Source organism: Paraconexibacter sp. AEG42_29 (assembly GCF_040581415.1).
Lineage (GTDB): Bacteria > Actinomycetota > Thermoleophilia > Solirubrobacterales > Solirubrobacteraceae > Paraconexibacter.
The window spans coordinates 156262-170719 of record NZ_CP114014.1 but is presented as its reverse complement, the minus strand read 5'-3'; the positions used below and the strand labels follow the sequence as shown (position 1 = coordinate 170719).

13 protein-coding genes and 1 tRNA gene are annotated in these 14458 nt (G+C 72.7%); 8 read left to right on the top strand and 6 right to left on the bottom strand.

Going from position 1 to position 14458, the window contains the following annotated elements; translation table 11 throughout:
* Window positions 1-171: 171 nt before the first annotated feature.
* A complete protein-coding gene (locus DSM112329_RS00800) occupies window positions 172-594 on the bottom strand; it encodes an Rrf2 family transcriptional regulator (RefSeq protein ID WP_354699902.1) in 423 nt (140 codons plus the stop codon).
* A 110-nt stretch (window positions 595-704) separates the two neighbouring features.
* Here DSM112329_RS00800 and DSM112329_RS00795 point away from each other — a divergent pair, with 110 nt between their 5' ends.
* Window positions 705-1568, top strand: coding sequence for an NAD(P)H-binding protein (locus DSM112329_RS00795; RefSeq protein WP_354699901.1), 864 nt, complete (start codon window positions 705-707; stop codon window positions 1566-1568).
* A gap of 69 nt (window positions 1569-1637) precedes the next feature.
* On the opposite strand, the gene DSM112329_RS00790 is transcribed toward DSM112329_RS00795, so the two are convergent.
* Window positions 1638-2465 carry a hypothetical protein gene (locus DSM112329_RS00790; protein ID WP_354699900.1) on the bottom strand — a complete coding sequence of 276 codons (828 nt, stop codon included), beginning with the start codon at window positions 2463-2465 and terminating at the stop codon, window positions 1638-1640.
* A 67-nt stretch (window positions 2466-2532) separates the two neighbouring features.
* Entirely contained in the window at window positions 2533-4443 is a 1911-nt protein-coding gene (locus DSM112329_RS00785; RefSeq protein ID WP_354699899.1) for a diguanylate cyclase, read from the bottom strand.
* 184 nt (window positions 4444-4627) lie between these two features.
* On the opposite strand from DSM112329_RS00785, the gene DSM112329_RS00780 reads away from it, so the two are divergent.
* The 3 genes from DSM112329_RS00780 (at window position 4628) to DSM112329_RS00770 (ending at window position 5832) form a co-directional block, all read left to right on the top strand.
* Window positions 4628-4700, top strand: a tRNA-Ala gene (locus DSM112329_RS00780).
* 164 nt (window positions 4701-4864) lie between these two features.
* Window positions 4865-5614: a polysaccharide deacetylase family protein gene (locus DSM112329_RS00775; RefSeq protein ID WP_354699898.1), complete on the top strand. Its 750-nt coding sequence runs from the start codon at window positions 4865-4867 to the stop codon at window positions 5612-5614.
* Window positions 5615-5649: 35 nt separating this feature from the next.
* Entirely contained in the window at window positions 5650-5832 is a 183-nt protein-coding gene (locus tag DSM112329_RS00770; RefSeq protein ID WP_354699897.1) for a hypothetical protein, read from the top strand.
* A 44-nt stretch (window positions 5833-5876) separates the two neighbouring features.
* Here DSM112329_RS00770 and DSM112329_RS00765 read toward each other — a convergent pair whose 3' ends face one another.
* Together DSM112329_RS00765 and DSM112329_RS00760 are read right to left on the bottom strand one after the other, a co-directional pair.
* Window positions 5877-6308 carry a hypothetical protein gene (locus tag DSM112329_RS00765; RefSeq protein WP_354699896.1) on the bottom strand — a complete coding sequence of 144 codons (432 nt, stop codon included), beginning with the start codon at window positions 6306-6308 and terminating at the stop codon, window positions 5877-5879.
* 518 nt (window positions 6309-6826) lie between these two features.
* The gene (locus DSM112329_RS00760) at window positions 6827-7948 is read right to left on the bottom strand and encodes a DUF5938 domain-containing protein (RefSeq protein WP_354699895.1); all 1122 of its coding nucleotides are present in this window, start codon (window positions 7946-7948) and stop codon (window positions 6827-6829) included.
* Between the two features lie 122 nt (window positions 7949-8070).
* Between DSM112329_RS00760 and DSM112329_RS00755 the strand changes: the two genes are divergently transcribed.
* The 3 genes from DSM112329_RS00755 (at window position 8071) to DSM112329_RS00745 (ending at window position 13011) form a co-directional block, all read left to right on the top strand.
* Window positions 8071-9669: a carboxyl transferase domain-containing protein gene (locus DSM112329_RS00755; RefSeq protein ID WP_354699894.1), complete on the top strand. Its 1599-nt coding sequence runs from the start codon at window positions 8071-8073 to the stop codon at window positions 9667-9669.
* 15 nt (window positions 9670-9684) lie between these two features.
* Window positions 9685-11658 carry a biotin carboxylase N-terminal domain-containing protein gene (locus tag DSM112329_RS00750; RefSeq protein WP_354699893.1) on the top strand — a complete coding sequence of 658 codons (1974 nt, stop codon included), beginning with the start codon at window positions 9685-9687 and terminating at the stop codon, window positions 11656-11658.
* 81 nt (window positions 11659-11739) lie between these two features.
* Window positions 11740-13011: an IS110 family transposase gene (locus DSM112329_RS00745; protein WP_354699892.1), complete on the top strand. Its 1272-nt coding sequence runs from the start codon at window positions 11740-11742 to the stop codon at window positions 13009-13011.
* A gap of 188 nt (window positions 13012-13199) precedes the next feature.
* On the opposite strand, the gene DSM112329_RS00740 is transcribed toward DSM112329_RS00745, so the two are convergent.
* Window positions 13200-13748 carry a hypothetical protein gene (locus DSM112329_RS00740; RefSeq protein ID WP_354699891.1) on the bottom strand — a complete coding sequence of 183 codons (549 nt, stop codon included), beginning with the start codon at window positions 13746-13748 and terminating at the stop codon, window positions 13200-13202.
* Window positions 13749-13797: 49 nt separating this feature from the next.
* Between DSM112329_RS00740 and DSM112329_RS00735 the strand changes: the two genes are divergently transcribed.
* Window positions 13798-14442, top strand: coding sequence for a TetR/AcrR family transcriptional regulator (locus DSM112329_RS00735; RefSeq protein WP_354699890.1), 645 nt, complete (start codon window positions 13798-13800; stop codon window positions 14440-14442).
* The last annotated feature ends 16 nt before the right edge of the window (window positions 14443-14458 follow it).

Sequence of the window (14458 nt, the reverse complement as noted above, 5' to 3'; positions counted from 1 at the left end):
CACGGTGTGGTCCCCCGAGGCGCCTCGGGAGACCACACCGCTTGAGTCCAGCACTCCATCTAGGGACGGAGGGAGCGCGCACCCGCGTCGGTGGTTCCCCAACAACCGGGCGAGCGCGGCGTCCCTCAGGTGGTCGGCCGCCGCCCGCGCGCCTTGAGCGCCTTGTGCCGGTCAGGCGTGCACGGTCGCGTCGACCAGGTCGCCGACGGTGGTCCGCTCGAGCTCGGCGACCAGCGCCGCGGCGGCGCGACGGTCCAGCGCCCCGAGCGCGTCCTGGATCTGCTGTCCCGTCTCGCAGTCCGGGCTCGCCTCGTGCAGGCCGAGGACGGGGCCGTCGCCGTGGATGGCGGCCCAGACGACGTCGAGCGTGATCGCGCAGACCTCGCCTTCGACGAGCCAGCCCCCGCCCGGGCCGTTGCGCGAGCGCACCAGCCCCGCACGGCGCAGGCGGCCGAGGACGCGGCGGACGTGGACGGGGCTCGCCCCCGCGCTGCCCGCCAGCGCCCCGGAGGGCTGCATGACGCCCGGCCGCCGGCCCAGCAGCGTGAGCATGTGGACGGCGAGCGAGAACTGGGTGTTGACGTTGGACGGCACCGGATCCCTGTCAAGGCTACCGCGTATTCGCAATCGCGCTTGCTACATTCTCCGGCAACTCGTATCCACGTCAGTTGCGATTACGCACCCGCCCCAAGGAGCACCCCACCATGAGCCTGATCATCACCGGCGCGTCCGGCACCCTCGGCCGCCTCACCGCCGAGGCCGTCCTGACCGCCCACCCCGGCGCCGACCTCGTCCTCGTCACGCGGTCGCCGGACAAGCTGGCGGACCTCGCGGCCCGCGGCGCTGAGGTCCGGGCGGGCGACTTCGACGACCCCGCCACCCTGGCCGACGCCTTCGCAGGTGGTAAGCGCCTGCTCCTCATCAGCACCGACGCCGTCGGCGCGCGGGTGGCCGGTCACCGCGCCGCGATCGACGCGGCGGTCGCCGCCGGCGTCACCGCCATCGCGTACACGTCGGTCGGGAACCCGTCCGACTCGAACCCGGCCGCGGTCGCCGCCGACCACCGCGCGACCGAGGACCACCTCCGCGCCAGCGGCGTGGCCTGGACGTTCCTGCGCAACTCGATCTACACCGAGATGCTGGTCGACGGTGCCCGCGCGGCGCTCGCCAACGGGACCTACCTGGTCAACGAAGGCGACGGCGCCACGAGCCACGTCGCGCGCGCGGACTGCGCCGCGGTCGCGGCCGCCGTGCTGCTCGCGACCGGGGACGCCCACGCGAACAAGGCCTATGACGTCACCGGCCCCGCAGCGCTCACGGCCACCGAGCGCGCGGCCATCTTCGCCGAGATCGGCGGGCGCCCGGTCACGGCGACGCTCGTCGACGACGACGCGTGGGTCGCCGCGATGGTCGAGCATGCGGGCCTGCCCGAGTCGGCGGCGCGGCTCTACGCGACGTTCGGCGCCGCCGCCCGCCTCGGCTACAGCGGAGCGGTCAGCACCGCCGTGGAGGACCTCGTCGGTCGCGCGCCACGCTCGGTCCGCGACGTGCTCGCGGAACGCCTTTAGGGGCCTGTTGAAGGATCTGCCGTCGATGCGAGCGGGCCGGATCGCCCGGCGGGCTTCCTCCGACAGGCCCTAGAAGTCGAAGTCGCGCGGGGGGCGCTGCTCGAACCAGAGCCGGTCGTGCTCGGGCGTCTCCTGCAGGAACTCGGGGGTCTCCTCGAGCTCGTCGTGCTCCTGCGGCTCCGGATCGGCCGGGACGACGTCGGCGGCGACGTCGCGGGGTGCCACATCGGGAGCGGGCTCCGGCGCGTCCCACGAGAGCTCCTGCACCGGCTTCTCGGTCGGAGCGGCCGGCGGCGGGGTCGCGGCGGCGGGCGGCGCGGCCGCCGCGGGGGCCGGCGAGGACGCGGCGGCCGGGGGCTGAGCCGGTGGCGAGGCCGGCGTGGTGGCCGGGGCCGGCGGCTGCGAGGCGGTCACCGGCGGCACGGGATCCGGTGCCGCCGCGGGCGGGACCGGATCGGGGGCGGGGGTCGGCGCACCCTCGGCCGCGGCCTCGAGGTCGTCGAGGGAGAAGGCGACCGTGTTCTGGCTCGTGTCGGCGACGGGAGCCGGATCCGCGGCGGGCGCCTTGACGGGCGGCAGCGGCTCGGCCTGGGCCCTCACCCGCTCGGGCGTGCCGGCGGGCGCCGGCGGGGCGGTGTCGGTGAAGAACGACGGCTCGTCGACGACCGGGTCGTACCGGTCCTCGGGCTCCTTGTCGAGGGTCAGCGGACCGCCACCGCCCTGGGCCGGATCGTCGTGGAACGACGTCGCGGCGGGTGGCGAGTCCGGGATCGTCAGCTCCCCCCGGACAACGGGTCCCAGCGCTTCGTGCTCCTGGCGAGCGACCTCGCTGGCGTCCGCGCCGTGACGGCGCTTCAGCTCGAGGTGCTCACGGATGGCGTCGTCGAGCAGTCCCATCCATTCGAACTGTACCCGCCTGCCTGGACGCGTGTGCACCGTCGCGTGCGACGGGCGACGACCGGGGTCAGGCCGACGGAACCTCGGCGGCCCGCTCGGTGCGGTTCTTGCCCGAGTGTTTGGCTTCGTACAGCGCCGCGTCGGCAGCGGCCACGAGCGACCGCACGTCCCCCGACGACCCGGGGTGCGTGGCGACCCCGAAGCTCGCCGTGACCTGCAGCGGCTCGTCGTCCGCGGTGCGGATCGGCAGCCGCAGCGACTCGATCCCGATCCGCACGCGCTCGGCGAGCTGGTAGGCGCCTTCGATGTCCGTCCCGGGCAGCACCGAGCAGAGCTCCTCGCCACCGTAGCGGGCGGGATGGTCGATCTCGCGCGAGCTCTCCCGCAGGACACGGGCGACCTCCTTGAGGACGAGGTCGCCCGCCGGATGCCCGTAGGTGTCGTTGACCTTCTTGAAGTTGTCGATGTCCAGCATGATCAGGCCGACGGTCTGGCCGAACCGGCGCGAGCGCTCGACCTCGCCGCCGAGGACCTCCTGGAACCGGCGGCGGTTGGCCAGGCCCGTCAGCTCGTCGGTCACGGCCTGCCGCTCGACGGCCTCGTGCAGCCCGACGTTCTCGATCGAGACCGACGCCTGACCGGCGAGGTAGTGGAACAGCTCGCGCTCGGACGGCCGGAACGGGGTGGCGGCGCGGCCGACCGACACGATGCCGGTGACCCGCGGCGGCCCGTCCTCCTCGCCCTGCTGCACCGCACGCAGCGGGTGGGCGAGCGCGGTGACGCCGCCGACGGTCGCCTCCCGCGGGGCGCCGGACTCAAGCACGGCGGCCTCGGCCTGCCGCAGCGCGGCGGTGAGGTCGTCGAGCGTCCCCGCCTGCGCGACCTGGCGCAGCTGGCCGTCCGGCCGGGTCCGCATCGTCGCGCGGCCGCCGGCCGCCCCGGAGCCGTCGACCGCGGTCCGCAGGACGATCTCCAGCAGCGCGTCGCGGTCGAGGTTCGAGGCGAACGTCTCGCCGATCCGGCGCATCGCCAGCGCGAGCCGCGCCTGCTCGTCCTGGAGCTCCTGGATCTTGCGCTCGAGCTCGCCGGACATCTGGTTGAACTCGTGGCCGAGCTCCGCGAACTCGTCGCCGCCGGTCGTCGGGACGCGCGCTGCGAAGTCACCGGCCCCGATCCGCCGGGCCGCCTGCAGGAAGCCGTCGATCTGGCGCTGCAGGGACCGGGAGACGAGCAGCGCGAAGAGGAACGCGAGCAGGAAGAACCCGAGGAGGATGAGCGCGGTGTAAATGCGCTGCGAGCGGACGTCCGCGCGCACGCGCTCGGTGGAGTCGAGGACGGCGACCTGCACCCGGCTGCCGCCGAAGCCCTCGACCGGGAACGCCGCGGTGCGGAAGCGCTGGTCGCCCACGGTCACGGTCGACCGCTCGGCGGGGATGGCCGGCACGGTCGAGCCGGCCGCGAGGGTGCTGGCGAGGGGCGCACCGTCGCGGGTGATGACCACGTCGAGGCCGGTGACCCGCTTGACGAGCTTCGCGTACGCGCGCGGCCCCGTCCGCGACACGCGGAGCGACCCGAACGACGCACCGCCGCTGCGGAACGCCAGGTTGCCCGTCGCGGGGAAGGTCGCGGTCCGGGACCCGACGTCGGTGTAGACGGCGCTGTCGCGCGTGATCTGGATGCGCTTGAGCCGCAGCGTCCCGAGGAGCTCCTGCGCGCGGTCGGTCGTCGCCTCCTGGTCGCCTTCGCGGAGCGCCGTCGCCAGCACCCGGTCGCCGCTGACCTTGGCGAGCGCCGCGCCGGCCTCCGCCTTCTCGGCCTCGTAGAGGTTCACCGCGCTGCGCTGCCGCGCCGCGACCCCCGCGTCCTGCTTGCCGTTCTCGTTGTCGGAGATCAGGCTGAAGAGCACGACCGTCAGCGACAGCATCGGCACGATGACGATGAGGACGAAGAACAGGGTGAGGCGGTTGCGGAAGCTCATGCGGGAGTCGCGGGGCCTGGAGCGTGTTGCGCGCGGGGCCGGTCCGCGCGCACGCCGAGGCGAGCGTACCCGTGCTATCGGCAGGTGACGCGCCGTGGGTGAGCGCCTGCAGCGGCGAGTATGCGACACTTCCCGCCGCGCGCGACCCCGGACGCGCCGCGCCGGTACCATCGGTGGTCACCCCGGGGCTATAGCTCAGCTGGTAGAGCGCTGCCTTCGCATGGCAGAGGTCAGGAGTTCGAGTCTCCTTAGCTCCACTTCCTTCACGGAACCGCCCGGGGGCCAGGCGGTTCCGCCGGTCGAGCCGGCCGACGGTGGCCCGGCGGGGCATCGTCACCTGCCGCTGCCGGGAGACGAAGGGACACGAGCGGAATGCGGCAAGTCGTGGTCCTGCGCCCGCGCCTCAGGCATAGTGCAGTCCATGCGAGCGCGTGCGGGAGCGGTGGTGGCCGGTGTGCTGGTCGCGGGCCTGGCGGCCGGCGGCGTGGCCACCTCGGGCGGAGCCGCCCAGACGCCACGGGTGACGGGCTGCAAGAGCAAGCCCGGGAGCGCGGTGGTCAAGAACGGCCCGCGCACCCGCAAGCTCGTGGCGCTGACCTTCGACGACGGCCCGTCCGCGGGTACGGCACAGCTGCTGGCGAGCCTGAAGACGGCGAACGTGAAAGCGACCTTCTTCCCCCAGGCCGACAAGATCCCGGCGCGGGTCGCGGTGGTCAAGCGTGCGTTCGCCGCCGGCCACGAGTTCCAGAACCACAGCTTCACGCACGCCGACCTCGGCAACGGGGGCCCGGAGGCGACGACGGAGCTGACCAAGGCGAGCGACGCCATCCGCAAGGCGACCGGCTACACCCCGTGCGCCTTCCGCCCGCCGTTCGACTCCGTGGGCAGCGACCTCGTCAAGCGCGCCCGCGCGGAGGGGATGAGCACGGTCGCCTGGGACGTCAGCCCCGCGGACTACGACGAGCCGCCGGCCGCCGACATCGTCGCCGGCGTGCTGAAGGCGACGCGCCCGGGGTCGATCATCGTCATGCACGACGGGGAGGCCGGCGGCAGCAGCACCCGGCCCAACACGCGGAAGGCCGTCCCCACCATCATCAGCACGCTCAAGAGCCGCGGCTACACGTTCGTGACGGTGTCGAAGCTCCTCGGCTACCGGCAGACGACCGGGTAGCGCGCAGGCGGCAGCCCCGGCGTTAGGCTCGCACGATGAGCCCGATCCCGAGTGATCCGTACGACCGCAAGCCGTTCTCGCTGACGACGAAGGACGGCAAGAAGATCACGCTGCGGGCCGGCGGGCTCGAGGGTCCGCCGCAGGTCGAGGGGACCGTGCAGCGCAACGAGGAGTCGGCGCCGGCGGCCGGCGACGAGGAGCAGCGCGACGAGGACTGACGACGCCGGGGCGGACGCCGTAGGCGCCGCAGGGCGCCGCGGCGCTACGGGTTCGGCGTGAGTGCGCCGTCGAGGGCGGCGCGAACCGCGCGGACGTGGATCTCCTCGACCGCGTCGAGCACCTCGAGGATGATCGGGCGCTGCAGGGCGTCCCCCTCGCGCTCGAGGTGCTCGCCGGAGGCGAACTCCGCAAGCGCCGTGCGCAGGACACCGAGGCGGGCGACGGTCATCTGGACGCGCCCGACCCCCTGCCGCCCGGACAGATCGGCGAGGACGTCGATCAGCGCGGTGAACTCCCGCAGGGCGATCGCGTCGTCGGTGGAGATCTGCGAGAGGGCGTAACGCGCCTCCCGGACCGTGCGCAGCCCGTGGAGGACGGCCTCCACCTGGGACGGCGTCAGGTCGAACGTGACCGCGACCGACGGCAGGCCGTCGCGGTCCGGGTAGAGCTCTATGTGGTTCGGAAGCAGGACCACGGTCACTGGGTGATATCGGATGAAGCGGCGGATCGGTTGAGCGACCGGGCGCAATGGAGTCCCAGATCGCTCTCACCATGCTAGGACCTCGAACGGCTTTGGTTACGCCGTTTGCGCCCGGTCGGGGCCGGCTGGTACGGTCATGACCGTCATGGACAACTGAGAATCAGACCGATCCGCACGCCCAGCCCCGGCTGTCGCCGCGTGCCCTGTCCGCCGTCCGTGACCCCTGCCGTCCCTGCCCCGTCGTACGCTCTCGTGCGCCCGTGGCCGTCGCGGTCCGGCGCCCCCAATGCCGAACTCCGTCGTCAGGAGCACCCATGCCAGTACCGAATCCCCGTCCCGGCCAGCCGCGTCGCCGTCCGGTGATGCCCGTCGTCCCCCAGCCCGTGCGGCCGGTCCGCCCGCTGAAGCCACGGCTCTCGCCGCGGCACCGCAGTCGCTGACCCGAGCCCAACCCCCAGAACGACACCGGGCCGCCCACGGGCGGCCCGGATCGTCGGAGGGACGACGCTTGATCAGACGGCGGTGACGACCGGCTCGCCGACGAGGCCGAAGCGCTGCTGGACGCCGAGCAGCTCGCGGTGCCCGAACGCCTGGCACGCCGACGCGAAGCCGACGCGCTTCGGCGGCTGGCTGAGGAGCGAGAACGCGGCGTACGCCTGCAGCAGGCCGGTCTGCTGGTAGTTGTTGTTGCCGCGGATCACGACCTGGACCGCGCCCAGCGGGCCGCTGCCGATCACGCTGTCGAGCGACCGGTTGACGAGCGCGTTCTCGCGCGGCGGCGTCACCGTCTCCGGCATCTGCGCGGTGATCGCGGCGATCGCGGCCTGCTGCTCCTCCTCGGTGGGGAGGGGCTTGACCTGCGTCTCGATGATCTCGATGACCTGGACGACACCCTGCATCACGGTCTGGTTGAACAGGCCGCCGCGCGACTTGCAGGTGATCACGCGCGGGTCGTCCTTGAACCAGACCGGGTGGGCGATCCCGCCCCAGGTGAGGACGAGCGCCGTCTCGTGCTGCCCCGGGACGGAGACGTTGAACGAGGCGTCCCCCGGCCACTTCTGGTACTCGTTGTTCTCGAGGTAGAGGTGGTCGGCCATCAGGATCGTGAAGATCGACGCCGTCGACGCGATCGTCGGATCGCCGCCCCACAGGACGAGCGTGTCGAGGGTGTCGACGCCCGGGTTCTCGAGCGCGATGTTGGCCGCGATCTCGCCGTTGGTGTACATCTGCGCGATGCAGGGCGACAGCAGCAGGCCTTCCTGCGCGTAGGCGTCGCCGAGCTTCTCCTGGACGTCGATCATCCAGTTCTGCTCACCGGTCGTGTCGATGTAGTGGCAGCCGGCGGCAAGCGCGGCCTCCGCGACGTCCATGCCGAGGGCCGCGAAGGGGCCGACCATGTTGCAGACCACCTTGGAGCCCTTGAACAGCTCGGTCAGCCCCTCGACCGTGTGCTCGACGGCGACGCAGTCGTAGGTCGCGGTCTCGATGCCGGGGACCTTGTCCATGATCGCCTGCAGCTTGCCTGCGTCACGCCCGGCCGCGGTGAACGGCACGTGGAACTGGCGCAGGTACTCGGCCACGAGGCGGCCGGTGTAGCCGCTGGCGCCGTAGATGACAACTGGGTGCTTGCTCATTGGCAGACGCTATCCGCGCCTTGACCGGCGACGCGCTGTCAGACCACCCAACCGGGCCGGTGCCGCTTGTCGGGCCGGGACAACGGCGAACACCTGAATCGGTTTCAGCATATGCTCGCGCCGTGGCGACGCTCCGCTCCAGCTTCGACCCGCGCTCGGACGCGGCGGCCGCGAATCGCGCCGCCATGCTCGAGCGCCTGACCGAGATCGACGGCCTGCTCGAGACGCTCAACGGCGGCGGCGGTGAGAAGTACGTCGCGCGCCACCGCAAACGCGGCAAGCTGCTGCCGCGTGAGCGGATCGCGCTGCTGCTGGACCGCGACAGCCCGTTCCTCGAGCTGCAGCCGTTCATGGCCCACCACACCGACTTCACGACCGGGGCCTCGCTCGTGTCCGGGATCGGCGTCGTCGAGGGCGTCGTCTGCTTCGTGAGCGCCAACGACCCGACGATCCGCGGCGGCGCGTCGAATCCGTACACGCTGAAGAAGGCGCTGCGCGGGCACGAGATCTGCGTCGCGAACCGGCTGCCGCTGATCTCCCTGGTGGAGTCCGGCGGCGCGGACCTGCCGACGCAGGCCGACGCGTTCGTCCCCGGCGGCGCGACCTTTCGCAACCTGACGCGACTCTCGTCGCTCGGCATCCCGACGATCGCGCTGGTCTTCGGCAACTCGACGGCGGGTGGGGCCTACGTCCCCGGCATGTCCGACTACACGGTCTTCGTCGAGGGGCGCGCGAAGGTCTTCCTCGGCGGGCCGCCGCTCGTGAAGATGGCGACCGGGGAGGACAGCGGCGACGAGGAGCTCGGCGGCGCGGAGATGCACGCGAAGACCAGCGGCCTGGCCGACTACCTCGCCGCGGACGAGCAGGACGCGATGCGGATCGGGCGCGAGATCGTGCGGTCGCTGAACTGGCGCCGGCACGGGCCGGGGCCGACCCTGCCACCGGCCGACCCGCTGTACGACACCGAGGACCTCGTCGCGCTGCCGTCCGCCGACCCCAAGGTCCCGTTCGACACGCGCGAGGTCCTGGCCCGCCTGCTGGACGGCTCGCGCTACGACGAGTTCAAGCCGCTCTACGGCGCGTCGCTGTCCACCGGCTGGGGCGCGATCCACGGCCACCCCGTCGGCGTGCTGGCGAACATCCAGGGGATCCTGTTCTCCGAGGAGGCGCAGAAGGCCGCGCAGTTCATCCAGCTCGCGAACCAGAAGGACGTCCCGCTCGTCTTCCTGCACAACACAACCGGGTTCATGGTCGGCAAGGACTACGAGCAGGGCGGGATCATCAAGGACGGCGCGAAGATGATCAACGCCGTGTCGAACTCGAAGGTCCCCCACCTGGGCGTGATCATCGGCGGCTCGTACGGTGCGGCCAACTACGCGATGTCCGGCCGCGGCTACGACCCGCGGTTCCTGTTCAGCTGGCCGAACGCGCAGTCGTCGGTGATGGGCCCGGCGCAGCTGGCCGGCGTGCTGTCGATCGTCGCGCGCGGCGCCGCCGAGGCCCGCGGGCAGGAGTACGACGAGGAGTTCGACAAGAACATGCGCGGCATGGTCGAGGCGCAGATCGAGTCCGAGCAGACCGCGCTCGCGAACTCCTCGCGCGGCTACGACGACGCGATCATCGACCCGCGCGACACGCGCACGGTCCTGGGGCTGGCGCTCGGCGTCGTCCACAACGCACCCGTGGAAGGCGCCGAGGGCTTCGGCGTCTTCCGAATGTAGGACGAGGTCCCTCCCATGCCTTCCGCTTCCATCAACCGTGTTCTCGTCGCCAACCGGGGGGAGATCGCCCGCCGCGTCTTCGCGACCTGTCGCCGCCTGGGTGTCGGCACGGTCGCCGTCTACTCCGAGCCCGACGCGGACGCCCTCTTCGTGCGCGAAGCAGACGTGGCCGTGGCGCTTGGCGGCTCCAGCCCGGCGGACTCCTACCTGCGGGGTGATGCGGTCATCGCGGCCGCCCTGGCCACGGGGGCGGACGCCATCCATCCCGGCTACGGGTTCCTGTCCGAGAACGCCGGGTTCGCGCGCGCCGTGGTGGACGCGGGCCTGATCTGGGTCGGGCCGTCGCCCGAGGCGATCGTCGCGATGGGCTCGAAGATCGGTGCGCGCGAGCGGATGGAGGCGGCCGGCGTGCCGGTGCTGCCGGGTGCGCACCTGACCGACGGCGAGTCGCTGGACGACGCGGCGGCGCGGGTCGGCTTCCCGCTGCTGGTGAAGGCCAGCGCGGGCGGGGGCGGCAAGGGCATGCGCGTCGTGGCCGACGCGGGCGCGCTGGCCGGCGCGGTCGAGGCCGCCCAGCGCGAGGCCGGCAGCGCGTTCGGGGACGCGACCGTCTTCCTGGAGCGCTACGCCCCGCGCTCGCGGCACGTCGAGGTGCAGCTCATGGGCGACACGCACGGGACGGTGCTCGCCCTGCACGAACGCGACTGCTCGGTCCAGCGCCGCCACCAGAAGGTCATCGAGGAGGCGCCGTCCCCCGCGGTGGACGCGGCCCTGCGCGCGCGGCTGGCCGACGCCGCGATCAAGGCGGGGCAGGCGCTGCAGTACACGGGCGCGGGCACCGTCGAGTTCCTGCTGGTCGACGGGACGCAGGACTTCTTCTTCCTCGAGGTCAACACCCGGCTGCAGGTGGAGCACCCGGTGACGGAGCTGGTCACGGGGCTCGACCTCGTCGAGCTGCAGCTGCTGGTCGCCGAGGGCCGCGCGCTGCCGGCCGCTGCCGCCGCGCCGCCGCTCGACGGCTGGGCGATGGAGGCCCGGCTCTACGCCGAGGACCCGGCGAACGACTTCCTCCCGGTCACCGGCACCCTCACCCGGTTCGAGGTCGACGACGCCGTGCGGGTCGACACGGGAGTCCAGAGCGGCAGCGAGATCTCACCGTTCTACGACCCCATGATCGCCAAGGTGATCGCGCACGGCGCCACCCGCGAGGAGGCCGCGCGCAAGCTCGCGGACGCCCTCGCCCGCGCCGCCGTGCAGGGGACGACGACCAATCGCGACTTCCTCGTTCGGGTCCTGCGCTCGCCGGAGTTCCTCGGCGGCGAGGCCGACACCGCGTGGCTGGACCGCGCGGACGTCGCCGCGCTCGCCGCGCCGCTGCTGGACGCGGAGCAGACCCGCGTCGCCGCGCTGGCGGCCGCACTCGCCGGGGCGGCGGGCCGGCGGGCGGCTGCGACCGTGCTGGCGGGCGTGCCCTCCGGCTGGCGCAACAACCCCGCCGTCCCGCAGGTCGCGCGCTTCGCCACCGCCCACGAGGACGAGCTCGAGGTCCGCTACCGCTACGACCGCACCGGCACGCAGCTCGTGGAGCCCGCGGGCATCGTCCTGCACGCGGTCGCGGCGGACGCCGTCACGCTGACGGCGGACGGTCTGCGCCGGACCTACCGGGTCGGCCCGGACGCGGTCACGACGCCCGACGGCGAGGCGCCGCTGCGCAAACTGCCGCGGTTCGTCGACCCGACGGCCGCGCTCAGCGCCGGGTCGCTGACCTCGCCGATGCCCGGCACCGTCCTGCGCGTCCTCGCGGAGGCCGGCGCGCAGGTCACCGCCGGCACGCCGCTGCTCGTACTCGAGGCCATGAAGATGGAGCACGAGATCGTCGCGCCGGCGGACGGCACGCTGAGCGCGCTGCCGGTCGCGGCGGGCGACCAGGTGTCGGCCGGGGACGTGCTCGCGGTCGTCGACGCGCCCGACGCTCAGCGAGCCGGCTGATAGATCAGCAGTCCGGTTGTTGAGAGGTCCTTCTCGGCGGTGTCGGGGAGGGTCTTCTTCTTTGTCCTGAGAGGGAGAGAGATGGACGGACTGCTGCGGACGGAGGTGCCGGCGTCGACGTTGGTGATCGCGATCGATCCGGGCAAGGCGGTGAATCGTGTGTGGTTGACCACCGGGGAGCGTGGGTTGATCGGGGAGCCGGTGTCGTTGCCGGTGCTTCGTGACGGGATCGAGGAGCTCGAGCGGTTGATCGCGGAGAGCCGGGTCGGCGGGCCGCCGGTGATCGGGATGGAAGAGACCGGGGCGTTGCATCGGGCGTGGGCGACGGAGATCCAGCGACGCTGGCCGGGGTCGCTTCGGTTGTTCGCGCCATCGGAGACGACCGCGGCCAGGGCGCAGCTTGGATCGCGGCGGTTTAAGACTGATGACCGCGATTGCGCTGCGATGGTCTGGCTGCTGAGGCAGGGTGCCGGCCGGGCCGCTGAGCCGGATGCGGTCGAGGCGTTGTTGGGGACGGTTCGTCATCGCCGCCAGCTCGTCGACGCGCGCAAGAAGCTGCAGCAGCGGCTGCACGATCAGCTCAATGCGCTCTGCCCGGGCTTGTCCTCGCCGGCCTGTCAGGGTCGGGCGTTGCTCATCGACTCGCCGACCGGACAGGCCGCGCTTGCCTGCGCGGTCGCGTTCACCGGTCGAGCACCGTCCGCGCGGTCGCTCTTGGCTCGCGCACCGGGCCGGATGACCGAGGCGACCGCCGCGTTCTGGGCACAGCGCTGGAAGCGGCTCCTGGCGCCGCCGGTCGATGCCGAGCTGCGCGCGCAGCGGCTCGGTCGCGACCTGCGTCGCTGGCAGGACCTCCAAGCCGACATCGCGGTCTGCGAGACCCAGCTTGAGGCGCTCCTTGCGCAGACGCCGGGTCAGGTCCTGACCAGCCTGCCCGGGGTCGCGGTCGTTCGCGCTGCAGCGTTCAGCGCGTTCACGCTGCCGATCGAGCGCTGGCCCACCCCCGAGCATCTGTACTCGGCGACGGGTCTGGCGCCGGCGAGCTATCAGTCCTCGACAATCACCCGGCGCGGCAAGATCGCCAGGACCGGAATGGCCGAGCACCGCGACGCGCTGATGGGCATCGCCTGGGGCCTCTCGCTCTACGCCCCAGCGTTCGCCGCCCGCAACACGCAGCTGACCGCGCGCGGGATGCGCCCGATGCAAGCGCGCGTTGCGCTTGCCCGGCACGCCTGCCGGCTCTGCTGGCGCCTTCTTCAAACCCAACAGCCCTACGACGATCGGCGCTACGCTCGCGCTCGGCGCGCGGGCGGTGACGGCGTTCCGGCTAAGCCGCTCGACGGCGCACACTAGCTTGCCGCCCGCCCGCGCAGCCGCTCTCTGACGGCGCACACGAAAGCCTGCCGCACGACGGCGCCTCATCAGCCTGCCGCACCCAGAGCGACCTGCCGGGGCCCGCAGCCCGATCCACGCAAATACCGCGATTGCCAGTCGCGGCGATGACCTACGGCCACCGCCGCCCTTGACCGACCCCGCGAAAGCTAGCGCGGGCCGGCGGCCAGCGCCTGGTTCGCGAGCTTCGTCAGCACCGAGCGGTCGGTGTCGGGCCGCTTGATGTCGAGCTTCAACGAGTAGGAGTAGTTGACCCCGGCCGAGCGGAAGGTGATCGTCGGGGGCGTGCAGCTGGCGCCGCAGGAGAGCGGCTGGTAGCGGCCGGTCGCGCCCTTGCGGAGCTTCACCTTGTACTTGCCCTGGGCAGCGGACGGGAACTTCTTCGTCCGCAGCGCGTAGAGGTAGCCGACGCTGCACACGTTCGCGCCGCAGTCCGGGACCAGGCCGAGCGTCACCGCGTAGCTCTTGGCGTCGGCGCCGATCGTCGGGTACAGCGGCTTCTTGCCCTCGCGGAACACGGGCAGCTCGGACGGCAGCAGCACCGGGAGCTTCGTCTTCGCCTTGAGCTGCTTCAGCGTCGACGTCAGAGCGGGCGCGACCGGGTCGGGGGTGACGGGCGTGACCGCCGCTGCCGAACCGGCCACTGCGACGGCTGCCGCCGCCGCCCCGGCGAGGGTCAGGACACGGGCTGAGCGCATGGGCCGATGCTATCCGGCCGTGACACAGGCGTGGTACCGCGGTTGTCGCATGTCAAGCTACCCCGCGATGGCCAAGGCTCCGACCCGCAAGTACTCACCCCGGCGCTCCCGCGAGGAGCGGCGCGAGCAGCTGCTGGACGCGGCCCTGGAGATCGTCGACACGCAGGGGTTCGGCGCGTTCTCGATCGAGGCGGTCGCCCGGGAGGCGGACCTCGCGAAGACCGTCGTCTACGCGTCGTTCGACAACCCCGACGCGCTGCTCAGCGCGATGGTCGACCGCGAGCTCGAGCGCGCGGTGGCCGACCTCGCCGCCGCGATCCCGCGCCCGCCCTACGCCGATCCCGCCGAGGTGCTGCAGGCCGCGCTCGGCGCCGTCCTGCAGGCCGCGCGCCGGCGGCCCGCCACCTGGCGGATCTTCGTGCTGCCCGCCGACGGCATGCCGCCCGCGGCGCGCGCCGCCGTCGAGCGCAACCACCAGCAGTTCCTCCTGCAGATCGAGCCGCTGGTGAGCTGGGGCCTCGAGTACCTGCGGCTCGACCACCTCGACGCCGAGCTGACGACCGCGATCCTGATCGCCGGTGCCGAGCAGGGCATCCGCCTGGCGCTCACCGACCCGGACCACTTCACGGACGACCGGCTCATCGGCTTCGCGACAGCGCTGGTCACGAGCTTCATCGTGCCGCGCCAGGCCTGAGCCAGCGCCGCAGCGG